15 protein-coding genes are annotated in these 19,074 nt (G+C 58.1%); 7 read left to right on the top strand and 8 right to left on the bottom strand.

Features of this window, described 5'->3' with window-relative positions:
- The first annotated feature begins 2 nt into the window (after positions 1-2).
- Positions 3-428, top strand: coding sequence for a potassium channel family protein (locus BLU63_RS30445; protein ID WP_083377031.1), 426 nt, complete (start codon positions 3-5; stop codon positions 426-428).
- 32 nt (positions 429-460) lie between these two features.
- On the opposite strand, the gene BLU63_RS30450 is transcribed toward BLU63_RS30445, so the two are convergent.
- Together BLU63_RS30450 and BLU63_RS30455 are read right to left on the bottom strand one after the other, a co-directional pair.
- Positions 461-1,345: a universal stress protein gene (locus BLU63_RS30450; RefSeq protein WP_077749857.1), complete on the bottom strand. Its 885-nt coding sequence runs from the start codon at positions 1,343-1,345 to the stop codon at positions 461-463.
- Between the two features lie 52 nt (positions 1,346-1,397).
- Positions 1,398-3,770 (bottom strand): phosphoketolase family protein, encoded by a 2,373-nt coding sequence (locus BLU63_RS30455; protein ID WP_083377032.1) that lies wholly within the window; start codon positions 3,768-3,770, stop codon positions 1,398-1,400.
- A 251-nt stretch (positions 3,771-4,021) separates the two neighbouring features.
- Here BLU63_RS30455 and fnr point away from each other — a divergent pair, with 251 nt between their 5' ends.
- Positions 4,022-4,765, top strand: a complete 744-nt coding sequence (gene fnr, locus BLU63_RS30460; protein WP_083377033.1) for a fumarate/nitrate reduction transcriptional regulator Fnr — start codon at positions 4,022-4,024, stop codon at positions 4,763-4,765.
- Between the two features lie 23 nt (positions 4,766-4,788).
- Entirely contained in the window at positions 4,789-5,772 is a 984-nt protein-coding gene (locus BLU63_RS30465; RefSeq protein WP_083377034.1) for a zinc-dependent alcohol dehydrogenase family protein, read from the top strand.
- On the opposite strand, the gene BLU63_RS30470 is transcribed toward BLU63_RS30465, so the two are convergent.
- Complete coding sequence (locus BLU63_RS30470) at positions 5,762-6,673, bottom strand: universal stress protein (RefSeq protein ID WP_010459308.1); 912 nt, start codon at positions 6,671-6,673, stop codon at positions 5,762-5,764. The two genes, BLU63_RS30465 and BLU63_RS30470, sit on opposite strands and share 11 nt — an antisense overlap.
- A gap of 228 nt (positions 6,674-6,901) precedes the next feature.
- Between BLU63_RS30470 and BLU63_RS30475 the strand changes: the two genes are divergently transcribed.
- Complete coding sequence (locus BLU63_RS30475; protein ID WP_077749854.1) at positions 6,902-7,465, top strand: GNAT family N-acetyltransferase; 564 nt, start codon at positions 6,902-6,904, stop codon at positions 7,463-7,465.
- Between the two features lie 53 nt (positions 7,466-7,518).
- On the opposite strand, the gene BLU63_RS30480 is transcribed toward BLU63_RS30475, so the two are convergent.
- Complete coding sequence (locus BLU63_RS30480) at positions 7,519-8,442, bottom strand: universal stress protein (RefSeq protein ID WP_083377035.1); 924 nt, start codon at positions 8,440-8,442, stop codon at positions 7,519-7,521.
- Positions 8,443-8,653: 211 nt separating this feature from the next.
- Between BLU63_RS30480 and BLU63_RS30485 the strand changes: the two genes are divergently transcribed.
- Complete coding sequence (locus BLU63_RS30485) at positions 8,654-9,553, top strand: diguanylate cyclase domain-containing protein (protein WP_083377036.1); 900 nt, start codon at positions 8,654-8,656, stop codon at positions 9,551-9,553.
- A 15-nt stretch (positions 9,554-9,568) separates the two neighbouring features.
- Here the strand turns inward: BLU63_RS30485 and BLU63_RS30490 are convergent, their stop codons facing one another.
- Positions 9,569-10,810, bottom strand: a complete 1,242-nt coding sequence (locus BLU63_RS30490) for an MgtC/SapB family protein (RefSeq protein ID WP_083377037.1) — start codon at positions 10,808-10,810, stop codon at positions 9,569-9,571.
- Between the two features lie 273 nt (positions 10,811-11,083).
- Between BLU63_RS30490 and BLU63_RS30495 the strand changes: the two genes are divergently transcribed.
- A complete protein-coding gene (locus BLU63_RS30495; RefSeq protein WP_077749851.1) occupies positions 11,084-12,010 on the top strand; it encodes a universal stress protein in 927 nt (308 codons plus the stop codon).
- 70 nt (positions 12,011-12,080) lie between these two features.
- Here BLU63_RS30495 and BLU63_RS30500 read toward each other — a convergent pair whose 3' ends face one another.
- Positions 12,081-13,439, bottom strand: coding sequence for an MATE family efflux transporter (locus BLU63_RS30500; RefSeq protein ID WP_042932146.1), 1,359 nt, complete (start codon positions 13,437-13,439; stop codon positions 12,081-12,083).
- A gap of 413 nt (positions 13,440-13,852) precedes the next feature.
- On the opposite strand from BLU63_RS30500, the gene BLU63_RS30505 reads away from it, so the two are divergent.
- On the top strand, positions 13,853-15,820 hold the full coding sequence (locus tag BLU63_RS30505; protein ID WP_083377038.1) for an alkyl/aryl-sulfatase: 1,968 nt from the start codon (positions 13,853-13,855) through the stop codon (positions 15,818-15,820).
- A gap of 309 nt (positions 15,821-16,129) precedes the next feature.
- Here BLU63_RS30505 and BLU63_RS30510 read toward each other — a convergent pair whose 3' ends face one another.
- Complete coding sequence (locus BLU63_RS30510; protein WP_083377039.1) at positions 16,130-16,372, bottom strand: hypothetical protein; 243 nt, start codon at positions 16,370-16,372, stop codon at positions 16,130-16,132.
- A gap of 1,033 nt (positions 16,373-17,405) precedes the next feature.
- Entirely contained in the window at positions 17,406-18,593 is a 1,188-nt protein-coding gene (locus BLU63_RS30520; protein WP_231990975.1) for a hypothetical protein, read from the bottom strand.
- Positions 18,594-19,074: the final 481 nt, after the last annotated feature.

Genomic DNA, 19,074 nt, shown 5'->3' on the forward strand with positions numbered 1-19,074 from the left:
CCATGCTGGCAGTCACGCTGATCAATACACTGGTGGTGATCATCGTCGTGATCATCCACTACGAATGCCTGTTACGCCTGAACGACTGGCTGCCCCGCCTGAGACTCTGGAGCCGCTTCAGGATCGTCGTCGGGGTATTCGGAGCCCTGTTTGCCCACGCAACAGAAGTCTGGTGCTTCGCACTGGTCTATTACCTGATGGTGCGTTCCGGCGAATGGGGCACCTTGACGGGTAACTTCGATGGCTCGTTCATGGACTGCGTGTACTTTTCCTTCACCACCTATACGACCATCGGCTTCGGCGATATTTCACCGGTGGGCAACCTCAAATACCTGACCGGCCTGCAAGCCTTGACCGGTCTGGTACTCATCACCTGGACGGCGTCCTTCCTGTTTCTTGAAATGCAGAAGTACTGGAAGCGCAAATAGCCGGCCCGAAGGCACGCAGCCCCCCGGGGCCTCTAGACCGCCAGCACGTTGCACGGCACCTGATACAAAATGTGCTCGGTGGTGCTGCCCAGGAGCTTGTCGACGCCGGAGGACTGGACCTTGCCCATCACGATCACATCCACCTCGTGTTCGTGGGCAAATTCACTCAACGCCTTGACCGGATGGCCGGACACCAGGTGACGACGATCCGCAGGCACACCGTATTGGCCGGCGAGTTTCACGAAGGCTTGCTGCAGGTCCTTGCGCAGTGCTTTGGTCAGGTCCGCCAGGGTCAATCCATCCATGTCCGCCAGAAAGGCCGCCGAAATGTCACAGGCGTACAGCAAATGCAATTCGGCATCGCACTGGATGGCCAGGCTGTTGGCCTGCCTGATGATGCGGTCGTTCAGCGTATTGTCGGGGGACTCGGTGTCGGACACTTCCACCGCGGCCACGATCTTGCGCGGCCAGCCGTCGCCGCGCCCGCCCACCAGATACACCGGCATCGGACAGTGGCGCAGCAAGTACCAATCCAGCGGGGTGAAAAAGGCGCGCTTGAGCGCAGACTCGTGCTGCACCTGCTTGATCAACAGGTCGGGCTGCATTTCCGTGACGTGATCGAGGATGTCTTGCTCCATATCCTCGGCCCAGGCCACCTCCGTGGTCGCATCGATGCCCTCGCAACGCAGCGTCTCGGCCTGCACCTGGAGCCAATCACGATGGTCTTGCAGGTAGCGCTGACGGGCCTGTTCCCGATCACCTTCCTCCAGCAGCGACAACAATTTGAACGAAGGAATGAAAGCGGCGATATGCAGGCTCGCGCCGCTGGCCCTGGCCAATGCCGCCGCGTGTTTGATCGCCGGGGAATGGCGCAGGGCCGGGTTGATGATGAGTAACAAGCGTTGATACTGGCTCATGATGTGACTCCCGTCAGGTGAACATTCGACACGCACCGCGGCGCGGCAAGACTCAGGGATTTGCCGGCGTCCATTGCCAGTTCAGCACCTCGGGCATGTCTTGCCCGTGTTCGATGAGGTAGAGCTTGTGCCGCTCCATCGTCGACCAGTAGCGCGACCGCGCGGTTTGCAGCTGATCGCGCAGCCGCGGCACCCGCTCGACAACGTCCAGCGCCAGTTGATACCGATCCAGATTGTTGATTACCGCCATGTCGAACGGGGTGGTGGTCGCGCCCTCCTCCTTGAAGCCCCGGACGTGGAAATTGTCATGATTGGTGCGTTTGTAGAGCAGGCGGTGGATCAGCGCGGGATAACCGTGGAAGGCGAAAATCACCGGTTTGTCGACGGTGAACAGCTCATCAAACGCCGAGTCCGACATCCCGTGGGGATGCTGATAGGACGGCTGCAACACCATCAAGTCGACCACATTGACCACCCTCACCCGCAAGTCCGGCACGTACTCGCGCAACAGCGTCACGGCGGCCAGGGTTTCGAGGGTCGGCACGTCACCGGCGCAGGCCATGACCACATCGGGGTCGTCATCGTTCTGGCTGGCCCACGCCCAGCGACCAACGCCGGCCTGGCAATGACAAATGGCGGCATCGATGTCCAGCCACTGCCATTCCGGTTGTTTGCCGGCGACGATGACGTTGATGTAATTGCAGCTCTTGAGGCAATGGTCAGCCACCGACAACAGGCAATTGGCGTCGGGCGGCAGGTAGATGCGCACCACGTCCGATTTTTTGTTCGCCACCAGATCGATGAAGCCCGGATCCTGGTGGGAGAAGCCGTTATGGTCCTGACGCCAGACATGGGAGGTCAGCAAATAATTGAGCGAAGCAATCGGTTTGCGCCACGGCACTTCGCTGGCGGTTTTCAGCCATTTGGCGTGCTGATTGACCATCGAATCGACGATATGGATGAACGCCTCGTAACAGGACAGCAGGCCATGTCGCCCGGTCAGCAGATAGCCTTCGAGCCAGCCCTCGCACACCTGTTCGCTGAGGATTTCCATGACCCGGCCATCGGCGGCCAAATGGTTGTCGTCCGCCTCCAGTGGCGCCATCCATGTCTTGGCGCTGACCTCGTAGACCGCGTCCAGCCGGTTCGAGGCGGTTTCATCCGGGCCGAACAGGCGAAAGTTGTTCGAGGCCAGGCTGTTTTTCATCACGTCGCGCAAAAACGTGCCCAAGACGCGCGTGGCCTCGGCGCGCAGGCTGCCGGGAGCCTCGAGTTTCACCGCGTAGTCGGCAAATCGCGGCAGGTCCAGCGGTCGCAACAACGCGCCGCCGTTGCCATGGGGATTGGCACTCATGCGCCGATGCCCGGTCGGTGCCAGCGCCGCGATGTCGGGCAACAACGCACCATTGGCATCAAATAGCTCATCGGGACGGTAACTGTGGAGCCATTCCTCCAGTTGCCGCAGATGGATCGGTTGCTGGAAATCGGCCAAGGGCACCTGATGCGCACGGCAGGTGCCTTCGACACGATGGCCATCGACGAATTTCGGTCCGGTCCAGCCTTTGGGGGTGCGCAACACCAACATCGGCCAAAGCGGCCGCTCTGGCGCCTCCGATGACCGAGGCTGGCGTGCTTCGCGCTGAATCTCGCGGATTTTCAGCACCATCGTGTCCAGCGTCCGGGCCAGGGCCTGATGCACCTGCGCCGGCTCATCACCTTCAACGAAATACGGGTCGTAGCCATAGCCATACATCAGCGCCGACAGCTCATCCTCGCTGATTCGGGCCAGCACCGTGGGGTTCGCGATTTTGTAACCATTGAGGTGCAGGATCGGCAATACCGCCCCGTCACGCGCCGGGTTGAGAAACTTGTTGGAGTGCCAGCTCGCCGCCAGCGTGCCGGTTTCGGCTTCACCGTCGCCAATCACGCAGGCGACGATCAAATCGGGATTATCGAACGCCGCGCCATAGGCGTGGGCCAGGCTGTAACCGAGTTCGCCGCCTTCGTGGATAGAGCCCGGAATCTGCGCCGACACATGGCTGGAGATTCCGTAAGGCCAGGAAAACTGGCGGAACAGACGAACCAGGCCATTGATGTCGCGCTCCACCGAGGGGTAACACTCGGTATAGGTGCCTTCCAGGTAAGTCTGCGCCACCACGGCGGGGCCGCCGTGACCAGGGCCTGCGACGAACAGCATGTTCAAGTCGTACTGTTTGATCAGCCGGTTGAGGTGCGTATAGATCAGGTTCAGCCCCGGCGTTGTGCCCCAGTGACCGAGCAAACGCGGCTTGATGTGCGCCAGGGTCAAAGGCTGGTGCAGCAGCGGGTTGTCCTTGAGGTAGATCTGCCCGACGGCCAGGTAATTGGATGCCCGCCAATAGGCGTCCAGCCCCTCCAGTTGCTCATCACTGAGGAAATCGCTCATGAAGTTCTCCTTAAAAGATCCGACCGGCCGGCAATCCTTGACCAATTCTGGGAGTCTGGAACGCTCAAGACTTGATTTACATCAAGTATTGCCGTCGGCGCTCAAGTTGAAGGGCGTTGAAATGCCATGAAAATCAAACCGTAAGGGACGGTTTTCCCCGTTCGTCGATTACCCCGTCAAACATTCGAATGAACCCTCCCCCCGATGGCTCACCAACTATGCTTAAACGACTCCCAGACGGCGTTCCTCTCATGCCTGAAATTCGTCCACTGCAAGTTCATCACCTCAAGTCTGCGTGTTCCAGCTGCAGTGTGTTGGAGTTGTGTCTTCCCATTGGCATGACCGGAGAGGAGGTCGAACGGCTCGATACGCTGATCGTGCAACGCTTCAAGGTCAAAAAGGGCGCCGCGCTGTACCGCACCGGTGACCCTCTGCGTTCGCTTTACGCAGTGCGTATCGGTTCATTCAAGACCTGTGTGGTGTCCGTCGATGGCCGTGAACAAGTCACCGGGTTTCACATACCCGGCGAAATGCTCGGTCTGGATGCCATCAGTGCCGATGCGCACGCTTGCACGGCGTTTGCCCTGGAGGACAGCGAAGTCTGCCCCATTCACTTTGCGCAGCTGGAAAAACTGGCGCAAACCCTGCCGTCGTTGCAGCACAACCTCAACCGACTGCTGAGCCGCGAAATCGTGCGCGATCACAGCATGCTGATGTTGATGGGCAACATGAACTCTGATGAGCGCCTGGCGGCTTTTCTGCTGAACCTGTCCCAACGGTTCAGCATCCGTGGCTATTCATCCAAGGAGTTCGTGCTGAAAATGCGTCGCGAAGAAATCGGCTCCTATCTTGGGCTACGCCTGGAAACCATTTGCCGGGGCATTGCGCACCTGCGGGACCAGGGGCTGGTGGAAATCGCCGGCCGCGACGTCAAGATCCTGGACATGGAAGGGCTCAAGCAAATGATCGCCGGCTGTCATCGCCAACCTCGCTGATTTCGCCCGCCTGGAGCTTTGTCATGCGCGCCATGGTTCTGACTATTCCCGGCCAACCGTTGCAATTGCAAGAACGTCCCATCCCGATACCTGGCCCACATCAATTGCTGCTTAAAGTGCTCGCCTGCGGCGTATGCCGCACCGACCTGCACCTGGTGGACGGTGAATTGCCGCAAGCCGTGCTGCCACGGGTACCCGGCCATGAAATCGTCGGCGAAGTCACGGCGGTGGGCAGCGAGGTCGCGCCCGACTGGATCGGCCGGCGGGTCGGCGTTCCGTGGCTGGGCTGGACCTGCGGTGAATGCGCGTTCTGTACTTCGGGCCGGGAAAACCTTTGCGACCACGCGCAGTTCACCGGTTGTCACCTGGACGGCGGTTATGCCGAGTACACCGTGGCCGACCAGCGTTTCTGTTTCCCCATTCCCGAGGTGCTCTCGGACCTCCAGGCCGCGCCATTGCTGTGTGCCGGGCTGATCGGCTTTCGCGCGTTGCAAATGGCCAAGGGCGCTCGGCACCTGGGCCTTTATGGCTTCGGGGCCGCCGCGCATCTGGCGATTCAGGTGGCGCGGGGCCGGGGTCAACGGGTATCGGCCTTCACTCGACCTGAGGACAGCGAAGGCCAGGCCTATGCCCGGTCACTGGGCGCCGAGTGGGCCGGTCCCTCGGACCAGCCTCCGCCGCACCTGCTCGATGCCAGCCTGATTTTCGCCCCCGTCGGTGCGCTGGTGCCGCTGGCACTGGCCGTCACTGCCAAGGGCGGCTGCGTGATTTGCGCCGGTATTCACATGAGCGACATCCCCGCGTTCCCTTATCGGCTGCTGTGGGGCGAACGCAGCGTGCGTTCGGTGGCCAACCTGACCCGTGAAGACGGCACCGCGTTTTTCGAAGAACTGCAACACACGCCAGTGCATTGCGACGTCACCCGTTTTGCCCTGGAAGACGCCAACCAAGCGCTCGCCTGTTTACGGGCCGGGCAGTTCAAGGGTGCCATCGTGCTCACCCCCTGACGTTCGACCTGACGGCCAGAATGCTGCCCGGCACCGAGTACAGCGCCCGCTCGGTGTTACTGCCGATCAACCGGTCGATCCCCACTCTGTGCTCCGTGCCCATCACCACCACATCCGCCAGGTAGTGCTCGACGAATTCACTGATCACCGGCACGGGCAGGCCCATCACGAAATGCCGCCGCTCTGGCGGTACACCGTAGCGATCCGCCAGGGCGACAAAGGCCTGGTGCAAGGATTGGCGCAGTTCCTCGATTAAATCCACGTCCCAGCCACCGCTGGCCAACGGCGCATCGCCGTTGAACGCCGGTGACAAGTCGTAGGCGTAAAGCAGGTGCAGCGGAGCGTCGCATTGCAGGGCCAGGGCGTTCGCGGTCTGGATGATCGTGTCATTCAAGCCATTGATTTGCGTCGACGGGTCGAACGGGTCCACCGCCGCCACGACCCGGTGCGGCAAGCCGTAACGCGCCTGGTTGACCAAGTGCACGGGCACCGAGCACTCGCGCAGCAAGTGACAATCGAGCGGTGTGATGAACACCCGTTTGAGCAACGGTTCGAAGGTGACATCCTTGATCAGCAGATCCGGCTTGAAGTCTTCGACCGTTCGCAGAATGTCCAGCAGCGGATGGGTGGTGAACACCACCTCGACCGTTGCGTCCAGCCCCATCTCGTTGAGCCGTTCGACTTCATCGGCGGCCCAGCGACGGTAGCGGCGCAGATAGCCCTGATAGCGTGCGTCGTCGATTTTGTCTTCCCACACATGCACCACCGGCGCCGGCTCGACAAAGGCCCGCACCGCCAGTTCGGCCCCGCTCGCCCTCGCCAGCGCGACGGCCCTCAACATGGCGGGGGACTGATGCAGGGTTTGGTCGGCGATCAGCAACAAACGTTGATATTGGCCCATCACACACCTCGGCTCGACACCGGTCATCAAACGCCGGCAAGTGTCCAAGACTGCGCTCCTCGCCCCCTCCTCCCGCTTGATTTACATCAAACATGAGCCAATCAACGCCTGCCATCGCGACTCTCTGATCCAGATCAGATTCAGGCGTCGCCAACGGCGTAGAAAGGAAGTCACCGAACGGCTCGTCATCGTGCCGCACACCTTTCAAACCGGATGGAGGAATACCCCATGCTGACTGTCAAAGACCACAATGACCGAGCCGCTGCGGCCTATGCCGCCGTCACCGGCAAATACTGGATCGAAGCGCTCAAGGACGGGCGTCATGTGCTGATCCGGCCACTGGCGGAAAAAGACCGCGAACGTGAACGCGCGTTTATCAAGCGCCTGTCGCCCGAGTCCCGGCATATGCGCTTTCTCGCACAAATCAACGAACCCGGCACGGCGATGCTCGACCAGCTGATGGACACCGATAACAAACAGCGCACGGCTTTCATTGCGCTGGTCCACGAAAATGGCCAACTGATCGAGATCGGTGTCAGCCGCTATGCCGCTACGGGGGAACATGAATGTGAATGCGCCGTGACCGTCGCCGATGAATGGATGCACCTGGGCCTGGGCACCTTGTTGATGGAGCATTTGATCAAAGCCGCGCGCAAGAACGGTTTCCGCCAGATGTATTCGGTGGACGCCGCCAGCAACACGCCGATGCGTGACCTGGCCAAAGCGCTGGGTTTCGAAACACACAACGATCCCGATGACACGCGTCAGGTCATTCACCGTCTAGCCCTGTAAAAAATCGTCCCGCGATGTTCAGGCCAACGGTTCATCGCGGGACGATCCAGCCTTCAGGATTGTAAAACCCGGCCCGGCTTGATGGCCAATACGCTGCAAGGCGCCCGATGCAACAGTTGCTCGGCCGTGGTCCCCAACAGCTTGTTCAGCCCCTTGTGCTGCACCGTCCCCATCACGATGACATCGGTGCGGTGCTCAGCAGCAAAATCACAAATGCTCGTCAGCGGCGCGCCCTCGATGAAATGGCGATTTTGCGGCGCTACCCCGTGGCGTTCGGCAATCGCCGCAAACGCTTCGTGCTGGGCGCTGCCCAGGGTTTCATAAATCCCGACGGCCAATGGCAGCGCGCCAAAGCCAATGTCCTGGGCGTACACGGCCGTCCAGTCATACACATGCACCAGCTCTAGGGTTGCACCACACACGGAGGCCAGCTTCGCTGCGGCGTCGATGATCTGGTCGTTGAACACGTGGTCCTGGTCCTCGCTGCGCAACACATCGATGATGGCCAGCACGTTGTGCGGCTTAGGGTTGACGGCGTTGGTCACCAAGTGCACCGGCACCGGGCAATCGCGCAACAACTGCCAGTCCAGCGGCGTGAAAAACACGCGCTTCAAGGCTGACTCTTCCTGCGCATCCTTGATGATCAACGCCAAGGACATCTCGTTGACGAAATGCAGGATCTCCTCATACGGATGCTGCACCCAGACCACCTCGCTGGTGACCTCGACGCCGTGCTTTCTCATCAGCGCGGCTTGCTCGGCGAGCCATTCCCGATGGGTTTGCAAATACCCGTCACGGGCCAGGCTGATCTGTTCGGGGGCGAACAACCCCGCCACCGCCAGGGCCTGCAAATAATCGAAGGCGACGATGTGCAAGGGCATCTGCATGGCCAGCGACAACGCGGCGGCACGGGCGAAGGCCGGCGTGTGGGTCATGTTTTGGGGAGCGATTAACAGTAAACGCTGAGTCTGCGACATGGGGCACCTCGGCACGTGGTCGTTTCAATGGAATGAACAGGTATTCAGAGTGAGCGTTCCTGCTTCGGGCAACTTGATCTTTATCAGCTATAACGCGCGTTTTTGATGCCCGTTGCGTCCGTAAAAGTTGATTTTGATCAACAGATTCCCGGCCCCTTCCTCTTAGCCTGAATCAAGGCCTGATGCGTCCAGGGCTACATGGGAGGGGGCAATGATCGATTATGACCAGCAGGTGTTGGCAAGAGCATGGGACGCTGCGACTAACCCGGTGTTGATCACCGAGCGCACGGGGTGCATCGTCTGGATCAATAATGCGTTCTGTCGCTTGAGCGGCTATTCCAAGCCGGAGCTGGTGGGGAAAACCCCGCACCTGCTGTCTTCGGGTCGACAAAGTTCCACGTTCTACCGTGACCTGTGGCTGACGATTCTGGCGGGCCTGCCCTGGCAGGGCGAAATGGTCGAGCGACGCAAGGACGGCGCCAGCTGCACGGTCAATCAGATCATCACCCCCGTGCTCGACCCTCATGGCGTGGTGACGCATTTCATCGCCATCCTGCACAATTTCAAGGTCACGGATGAAGAACGCGCCAACATGCAGCAACTGGCGTTCCATGACGCCCTGACTGGATTGCCCAACCGCAGTCTGTTTCTGAACCTGCTCAATCAGGCGATCAACCACGCCACCAAACACCAGCAGCCGCTGGCGTTGATGTTTATCGACCTGGACCACTTCAAATCGGTCAACGACACGTTGGGACACGCCTGTGGCGACAAGCTGCTGGTGGCCGTCGCCGAGCGCCTGGGCCAGTCCGTGCGCAGGTCTGACGTGGTCGCTCGCTTGAGTGGCGACGAGTTCGCAATCCTGATCACGTGCATGGAACAAGTCGACCAGCTTGAAGCCCTGGCCAACAAGCTGATCGCCGCGATCGGTGAGCCGTTCATGATCGATGCGCACCGCATCAACACGGCCATCAGCATCGGGATCAGCCTGTTTCCTGCCAATGGCGCGAGTGTCGAAGACCTGCTCGAACAGGCTGACGGGGCCATGTACCTGGCCAAGCGAGCCGGTGGCAACGCCTGCCGCTTCAAACGACTGTCGCCCGATGACTAGATCGCAAACAGGGCCTCAGAGCAACCAGAGGCCCGCCCACATCGCCAGTGTCAGCAACACCTGGCCGGGCACCACATACACGGCGAACCGGCGCCCGCCGCTGACCCAGGCCACGACGCATTTGCTCAGGGAATTGCTGCTGACCGCGAGCAGCACAGGCGCGGCAATGACATCAAACGGCAACAACCCGGACTTGGCCAGGGCCGCAATCGAGGCCGTCGAGGCATGCGCATCGGCGAACCCGGTAAAGACCGCCGTCAGCATCACCCCCACCTCGCCGAAGTAGTTGAGCATCATCGACGACAGAAAGGTAATACCGGTCATGGCCAGCGCGACCACCACGGCCAGCTTGAGGTTGAAGGCCCCACCGACCTTGATCGGCTGGCTGGGGCCGGCCACCGGCTTGTGAAACATCAGACCCAGGCCATAGAGCGCGGTGGCGATGGTCCCGCACAACAGCGGTCCCCACACGTGACGCAGCAGATCGGGTTCAACCGCCCCCAGGATCAGGCCGACCTGCGTGAAGGTGGCCAGGTTGGAGAAAATCGCCGCCGCGCCGAGGATCTTGATGTTGCCGGGCTCCGCGCTGACCCGATGCCCCATCGTGGCGATGGTCACAGTGCTGGAGGCAAACCCGGAGGCGATGGCACTGAGCGCATAGCCGTAACGGCTGCCGAGCGTTCGCACGGCAATATGGCCCACTGCGCCTATCGCCATCAGCAGCACGGTCAAGGCGCAAATGGTTCGCAGGTTGATTGCCGAATAGGGGCCGATGAAGCGGTCCGGCGCCAACGGCAATACCACCAGCACCGCCACCAGCAGCACCAGCGCGTCGCGCATTTCCGCCTCGGTCAATTGACTGCGCGCAAAGTGATGCAATTTCTGCCGATACGCCAGCAACCCCGCCATCGCCACACCGATGGCCGTGGCCAGCGCCGGCGCGGTAACGCACAACCCGCCCAGCACCAACACCGTGAACAAGGCCACTTCGCTGGTCACGCCCGGGTCATCGCTCAGGCTGCGCCAGTACGCCACCGTGACCAGCAACGCCACACAGGTGGCCATGATCCCCAACAGCAAGCCGCCGCCCACTTGCATCGCGCCATACCCCAGCAACGCGGTAATCGCGAACGTGCGCAAACCGGCACAGGCACGGCTGTCCCCTCGCCCCTTGTGCCGTTCGCGTTCAAGGCCGATGAGCATGCCGATCCCCAGCGCAGCCGCCGCGCCGGTCATGCCGCCGAGGGTTTCATTCATTGGACTCTCAATCCGGCCAGGCCGGGGGGATCTGCATTCAGTTGACGCCAGCGTGCGCCAAACCGTTCATGCCCAGGTTGATCATGATCAACCTCTCCGAGTATGGCCCAGGCAACCAAACGTCGGGCGCCCTCGCGCCGACACGCGCAGGTTTGACAAAGATCAAGCGGCCCATCCTCACCATTGCCACTATGGACTTCAGGTAAACGCTCCAGCCAACCCTCGCGGCCACTTCAGGCCTGCGTCTGTGTGAAGACCCAAGGGAGAATTGTCATGACCGAACAAGCACGCTTCATGCTCATTGCCTCGCCCCTGATGGAAAACAGCCCCGCGTTCGACCGGGCCGCCGCGCTGGCCAAGGCGCAAGACGCGGCGCTGCACATCGTCGCGTTCGATTTCCTGGAAGGCCTGGCCACCGCCAGCCTGGTCAACCGCGACGCTCTGGAGCAGATGCGCCTGGGGTACGTCGAGCGCCACCGCCAGTGGCTGGAAGATCAGGCCCGGCCCTTGCGCAAGATCGGCGTGACCGTCACCACGGAAGTGGTCTGGGTCGAACGTCCGTTGCAGGAAATCCTGATCCACCTCAAAGAGCAGCCGATGACCCTCGTGATCAAGGCGCTGCAACACGAATCGCTGCTTTCACGGATGATGTTCACGCCGCTGGACATCCACCTGCTGCGCGAATGCCCGGTGCCCCTGCATTTTGTCAGCAACGTGCAACACGCCTTGCCGCGCCGGATCGTCGCGGCCGTCGACCCGTTCCATCGCGATGGCCAATACGAAGGCTTCAATGACCGCATCCTGCATGAGGCGGTGAAGCTGGGCACGGCCTGCAACGCCCAGGTCGACGTGGTGTACGCCTATGACCTGTCGTCCATCGGTGCCGATGAGTTCGGTTTCGGCGACGCCACCAAATTCTTCTCCTCGACCAAGGCCAAAACCCTGTTCGACGCCCAAGGTGAAGCCTTCAACGCGCTGGCCGAACGCAACGGCATTCCGCCGGAACAGCGGCACATGGTGATGGGCAACCCGGCCAAAGTCCTGTCCAGTTATGCCGATGCCTACAACGTCGACGTGATCGTCATGGGCCGGGTTGGCCACCGCGGCATCGGGCGGCTGATCGGCAGCACAGTGGAACACCTGTTGTACAAAATGCCGTGCAGCGTGTGGGTGGTGTCGCCGGAAGTCATCGAGGAATAAGCAACGACCGCGCGCCATCCAAAAAAATGGGCCGCCGTTTGCACGGCAGCCCATTTTTTATGGCGCGGCGCTACACCAACCGCTCGATCGCCTGATGCTTCCAGACCTTTTTGTAATACGCCGTCTGCAACACCAGCATGCCCAGGTACGCCACGGGAAAGGCCATCCACACGCCCTGCAACCCAAACTGCCCGTCCAGCACATACGCCACCGGCAACTGCACGCCGACCACGCAGAAAATCGAAATCGCCATTGGCACCAGCACCGAACCGCTGGCGCGCATGATGCCACCGACAATCGCCTGAAAGCCAAACACCAACAGGCTCCAGAGCATGATGTGCAACAGATGTTCCGCCATCGCCCGGGTCGAATCCTCGGTGAGAAACAACCCCAGCAACCAGTGCGACAGCAAATACCCCAACACGACCAGACCACCGGTCAGGCACACATTGATCAACAGCCCCGTGCGCAAAATCGGCCCCATGCGCTCAAGCCGCCCTGCCCCGATCGCCTGAGCGCCAAGGATCGACGCGGTGATCGCAATCGACAACGCCGGAAACTGCACGTAATTGACGATCTGCGTCACCGCCCCATACGCCGCCGTCGCCTGTGAACCGTGCCGATTCACCAGCGCCAGAATCACCAACTCCGACACCGACAACACCACCATCTGCAACCCGGTCGGCAAACCGATGCGCAACACCTTGCCGAGAATCACCAGGTCCAGGCGCATCGCCGCAAACATCTCCCGATCCGGCGCCAACGGATGCCCCTTGCGAATCAAGCGCCACGCCAACCAGCCCATCGCCGACAAATTCCCCGCCAGCCCCGCATACGCTGCACTCTGAATCCCCATCATCGGCAACCCGAACCACCCCCGAATCAACGCCGGCGTCAGCGCCAACCCGATACACGTCGACACCACCAACGCAATCAACGGCGACACCGTATCGCTGACCCCGCGCAGCAACTGAGTGAACAGCACGTAGACCAGCAGCGACGGCATGATCCACATCATCACGTGGGCGTAAGACACCGCATCGTCAATCACGTCGGCCGGTGTGCCGAGGCCTTGCAGGGCGGGCCGTGCGAAGACGCTGCCCAAAATCGCCACTACCAGTCCGATCATTGCGCCCAGGAGCAACGTGGTGCCGGCGATGGTTTTCACCAAGTGCGGCTCGCGCGCGCCCCAGGCTTGGCCGATGAGCACGCCAGCACCTGCGCCGAGGCCAATGACCAGGGCGATGAAGAAGAAGACGATGGGGAACATGCCCGACACGGCGGCCAGGGCCTGAGTGCCGAGCATTTGGCCGATGTAGATGCTGTTGATGGTGCCCGACATGGATTGGAGGAAATTGGAGAGGACCATGGGGGCGAGGAAAAGGAGGTAGGTTTTCCAGAGGGGATGTTGAGGGGCTGGGGTTTGCATTGAGGATCCGTCTCGGGGTGGGCGCGGTTTGGGAATTCTACGCTAGGGGGCTGGGCACTGCCCTTTCGATTTCGCGGATTTGAACGCGTGAGTGATGTGTGCTTTCGGCCAGAAGCTGCCTGTCAATTCCACGGGCGTTCTCCCGTCCTCACTAACCGCATACACGATCACTGACTGCTTGATTTATCTCAACTCTGCAGGCCTTGGCGTCGTAATACTCCAAGGGTGAACACAATAAATGCGGACCAGGGTGCGGAGCTAGAGTATCGAGTCAGTGGAGCACCGTCGCACAGCCCCCAATGCGCCATGCAGCCACCCTGTTATGACCTGCGTTTTTCATTTCTTTGTACGAAATTATTCCCGACGTCAGAAGCTGTTTCGGGAGTGTGCTTGCAAACATGAGGAGACACGACATGCTAGCTCTGCTTCCCAGACAAATAGTACTCGCGGTGTTATCGAGTTGCGTGGTAATCGGCGCGGTGCAGGCCGCACCTAACGACGCCACCGATGCAACTCGAAAAGCCAACGATGCTTTGCTCAGCTATTTGCCCTTTGCCAATAAACAAGACTTCGACGATGCGAACCACGGCTTCGTTGCCGATTTACCCAGTCCTGTGATCAAGGGCGATGCAGGCAATACCGTTATCGACCTGTCTCAGTACGACTTTCTCAAGCAAGAAGGCCCGACACCGGCCACCGTCAACCCGAGTCTGTGGCGGCAATCGCAGTTGCTGACGATTCGAGGGTTGTTCAAAGTGGTGGATGGCATCTACCAGGTACGCAATATCGATCTGGCCAACATCACCTTCATCCGTGGCAAGACTGGCTGGATCGTCATTGATCCACTGACTTCGGCGGAAACAGCCAAAGCGGCGCTGGGGCTGGTCAATGACAAAGTTGAAAAACTACCAGTGTCTGCCGTGATATTTACTCACTCGCATGTTGACCACTTCGCTGGCGTGCGCGCGATGGTCGACGACGCCGATGTGAAGTCCGGCAAAGTGCCGCTGATCGCCCCTGAAGGCTTTATGGAAGAAGCGGTCAGTGAAAATGTGTTTGCCGGCACCGCGATGAGCCGTCGCGCTTCTTACATGTACGGCAATCTGTTGCCAAAAGACCCCAAAGGGACGGTCAGTGGTGGCTTGGGTATAACCACAGCAGCAGGCACCATCACCCTGCTCGAACCGAACAAACTGATCGAGAAAACCGGAGAAACACTCACCGTCGACGGGATCGAGGTGGTGTTCCAAATGGCGCCCGGCACAGAAGCTCCGGCTGAAATGCTGTTCTACTTCCCGCAATTCAAAGCCATTGACTTGGCCGAGGATGGCAACCACACCTTGCACAACATTCTGACCCTGCGTGGTGCAAAAGTTCGCAGCGCGCAAAAGTGGGCGAGTGCCCTGGGGCAAACCATTGATCTGTGGGGGGCGGATGCCGTGGTGTCGTTCGGTAGCCACCATTGGCCGCAGTGGGGTAATGATCGCGTTGTGCAGCATCTGGAGAAACAGCGCGACCTCTACAAGTACATTAACGATCAGACGCTGCGCATGGCCAACCAGGGCATGACCATGAACGAGATCGCCGAGGCGTTCGTCCTGCCTGACAGCCTGGCGAAAGAGTTCTATAACCGCGGCTACTACGGCAATCTCAAACATAACGTGCGCGCGACCTATCAACTCTACCTGGGCTTCTGGGACGGTAACCCGGCCAACTTCGATCCATTACCACCAACCGAGGAGGCTAAGAAGTACGTCGAAATGGTGGGTGCCGACAAGATGGTCAAAACCGCTCAGGAAGCCTATGCCCAAGGCGACTACCGCTGGGCGGCGACTGTCGCCAACAAGGTAGTGTTCGCCGATCCGAAGAACCAGGCTGCTCGTTCTGTCGAGGCTGACGCCCTGGAACAGATGGGTTACCAGGCTGAATCGGGGCCTGCGCGTAACTTCTATCTGTCCGGCGCCCAAGAACTGCGGGGGGGCGTCAAGAAAATGGTCACGCCCAATACCAGTTCACCTGACATCATTCGCGGCATGACCACTGAAATGTTTCTCGACTTCCTTGCCATTCACTTGAATGGCCCGAAAGTCGGCGAGAAGTCCTATACGTTCAACCTCAACTTCCCGGACACCAACGCCACGTACGTATTGACTGTAAAAAACGGCGTCATGAACTACAAAAAAGGCAAGCCATTGGATAAGACCGACGGCACGGTCACTCTTAACCGGACCACCCTCGATGACATCGCCTTGGGCAAACTGAAACTGGGCAACTTATCGGACAGTGGCGAAGTGAAAATCGAAGGCGACAAGGACAAATTTAAAGACATGCTGACCCATTTCGACAAGTTCGATTTCTGGTTCACCATCGCGGAACCGTAGCGCTTATGCGCTTGGCACTCAGGCAATGGGTTTGATTGGTTTGCCTGATGAATCTCAGAGGGTGCGCTATGTATCGAAGCAGCCACGCTCGCCGACTGAATATTGCTCCATTGATCCTTGTTTTGACCCTATTGGGCAGTAATGCCTGGGCTGGCGGGATCCTGATTTACGAGGCCGGCCAGATAATTCTCAGATTTATCAATAGGGCAGGCAGTCCGCTCTTGGCCGATTTCTGCCCGTCGCGAAGGGCAGTCATCGACCCAAAGCGGACGTCGAGGGCGAGCTTCTGAGAATGGTCGATAAGACGATTTACGCGGCAAAAGTAAGCACTCTTGCCTCTTGAGTATCTGCTATGAACGCATTGACTTGCTCTTGCGGATGCGGGGAAAGCTCTGGGTATTCATCTGCAAGGTATTGGATGACCGTATCTTCTTCCCAAGGGCCGAGCGAAGTCATGTAGTCAGGGTACTGATTTTGAATTTCTCTCCATGATTGGTAAGGATGCTTGGAGAGCAACATGACTGTTCGGGTGTAGATAATATGAATCTGCACGAATCTATTTCCGTATGTTGACGTTTGGGAAATCGCCAGGCGAGTTTAAATCCTTTTCAAGATTGCCTTCCTGTCGGCAGCTTTTGCCTGAAGAAAAGTGGTGGGCTGGACGTCCGCTTCTGGCCGTTTTCTGCCTGTCGCGACCGGTTGAATCCACAACCCTTAGCTGCCCTTCGGAGAAGGCGGGTTACGAATAAAAGCAGGCATTATAGATCATTGGCCGTCTTGTGTTTTCAATTCGAACAGTCGAGCTTACCTTCTGATCAGTTCGGTGTTCGAAGGACCAGAAATTGAACCAGTACGATCACCCAATAAAGGAAGGTACTGGCACCCAAAAACATCAACATTCGCGCGATGTTGATTTTCAGGGGGGAAGTATATCGAAACCAAGAAAGCCTAACGTTCTGAGCGGTACATTCTGCACACCGGACCACAAGGAGGGCCGGTAAGTCTGCGTTGATGCACATTATCTCAATACCAATTTCCTCCTTGGGGGATAGGTTATCGAAAATCAAAATGTGGCGAGAGTCCTGGTCCGTTTTATGCTCGTAATGTCGGACAGGCCAGATATTTATGTATTGGGGCTTCCAGTTGAACACTAACTCAATTTTGTTAGCGGTCTCTCTTCCAGAATTAATTACCCTGATTGACGCAGTGCATACACGCTGGGTTGTACTAAGAATCTGGCCGTCGGGATCCTTAAGAGGCTCTTGGACTAAAAAGTGGAATGAGTGAGGACTAGTCCACACCAGCTTTGCTTTCGCCTTGAGTCCCGAATTGAGAAGCCAAGTTAGCAATGGCACGATAAGCGAAACGATTTCCTTGCCATAAGCACTTAGAAAATTCATTTTTCCCCCTAATCGAATTAATAATCCTATACCAATTATATTCCAGTGAGACTGAGGTTTGGTTCGCTTATGCCATCATTTGATCTGAGCAACATTTCGTGAAATTAAGTATCCAGCCAGAGGCAGACATTTGGAGTAGAAAAAACCGATTTACCGTCCGTGATGCGGCATAGTGGCGTGATTCTTTAACCCTCTTGAATTCCAAGTGCCATAAGTAGTTTCCCTGGAGAGGCCACCACCTGCGTCCCAAATCGCTTGGGGATCAGCGGCTGCACGACACTGCACATGTATCTGTCAGCTCTGAAATATGAGACGTAAGGAACGTAGAGAGCATGAATTATATCCACGAAATCGCTAGCTTTCATGACCCGTGGGCTTTCTGTAAAGGAGTTCTGAAGCGAGTTGTAAAGTGTGTTGATGCAAACGTGAACTCCAGGGCAAAAATCTTCGATATCCTGCGCGTTATCGCATGCCAACGTCCCGGGGAATACTTGCGTGAGCAAGCGATTTACTATATCGATCATCCCTTGCTGCTTCAATTTTTCCCAGCTTGCGCCGTTTACGCTCCTAATAGCTGCAGGACGATCACTTTCTGGCAAATTGGCCAAGTGTGTTCGCAGTTCCGTTATAGTTTTTTCGCAGCTTTCTAGAAGTTGGCGGGCTGGACGTCTTACCCAATCCACGATAGGGCCCAACTGGTGATGATTGTGGATAAACCATTGAGCCATGTAGTCGGGATCCCGCAAGCTTTCTAGAAAAGCTCTATTGGCTTCTCCCCGTGACGCTCGGCCCAAGACATAATTCTTGAGCACCGTAAAGTCACGAGGTCGCATCGGTACCCTATCGATCAACTCGCTGTAATCTGCCTGGCCAAAGCGTTTTTCAACATCGCTACGAAGTCTGCCGCTATTGTTGGTTGTAGTTGCTTTGACCATCCTCCGCGCTTTCCGATTGAGTGCATGCTTTTCCATTTCCTGCCGTAATTTTCCTGCGACGTCAATCTCATCGATGGGGTTCATGAGTGATCCCAAATCTGGAAACCATTCGCCATTCCTATCAAGGACGGTCACGGATTGGGAGCTTCGCGTGACCAAACGAGAAAGCTCAGCCTTGATTAGTCTGTCAAAGGAAATCAATGTATTACGTCCGCAAAGCTCCACCATCAAACTAGTGCGTTCTACTGCGGCAGTTGCGTACTTCTGATCGAGAGGAGACATCTCTGAGATGTGCGCACCGGAGTATACGAAAAGAACCGTCCTACTGAGCTTAAGCTCTCGAAGGGTTGCCAGCTGCTGCGCTTCAGTCTCAGTGAGTTGAGGTTTGCTCAGCGCGGAGTAATCGCAACTGTCGAGGTAAACGATAGCCGGCTTCATAGTTTGCAATTGTCGACGTCCTTGTTGTTCTAAATTTGCACAAGTGTAGACGATGCACTGGATGGTCGTACTGCCATATGTTTTTCGAATGAGTGCTTTTGGTTACGAACTGCCCGCTGTGAACGGCAGCTTCTGGCCGAGGCTGTGTAAAAACGTTTTTCAGTGCAATTGGAGCCCAGTGTTGGACTGAAAATCGCGTTTCTACGCAAAATCCAGATCGGCTGAGCAGCCGATAATTCTCAGATTTCGCATAGACGCGCACACTTCAATTTTGGCGCAGCGTTTTTACACACTCTGGGCCGATAGCAGTCGCTCACAGAAGGTATGTAACGGTCCTAGGACCGCCATTAATCTCCTACATAAACTTCGGAATTCCTAACCTTGCCCGTCGTTGCGATGAAGTTTATAGTCCGCCCCGTCGCCCAAAATGGCGATTCAGGTTTGGCGACCTGATCATAGAGAATGCGAGGGCTGTCCGCTT

This window comes from Pseudomonas mandelii, from assembly GCF_900106065.1.
Classification (GTDB): Bacteria; Pseudomonadota; Gammaproteobacteria; order Pseudomonadales; family Pseudomonadaceae; genus Aquipseudomonas; species Aquipseudomonas mandelii.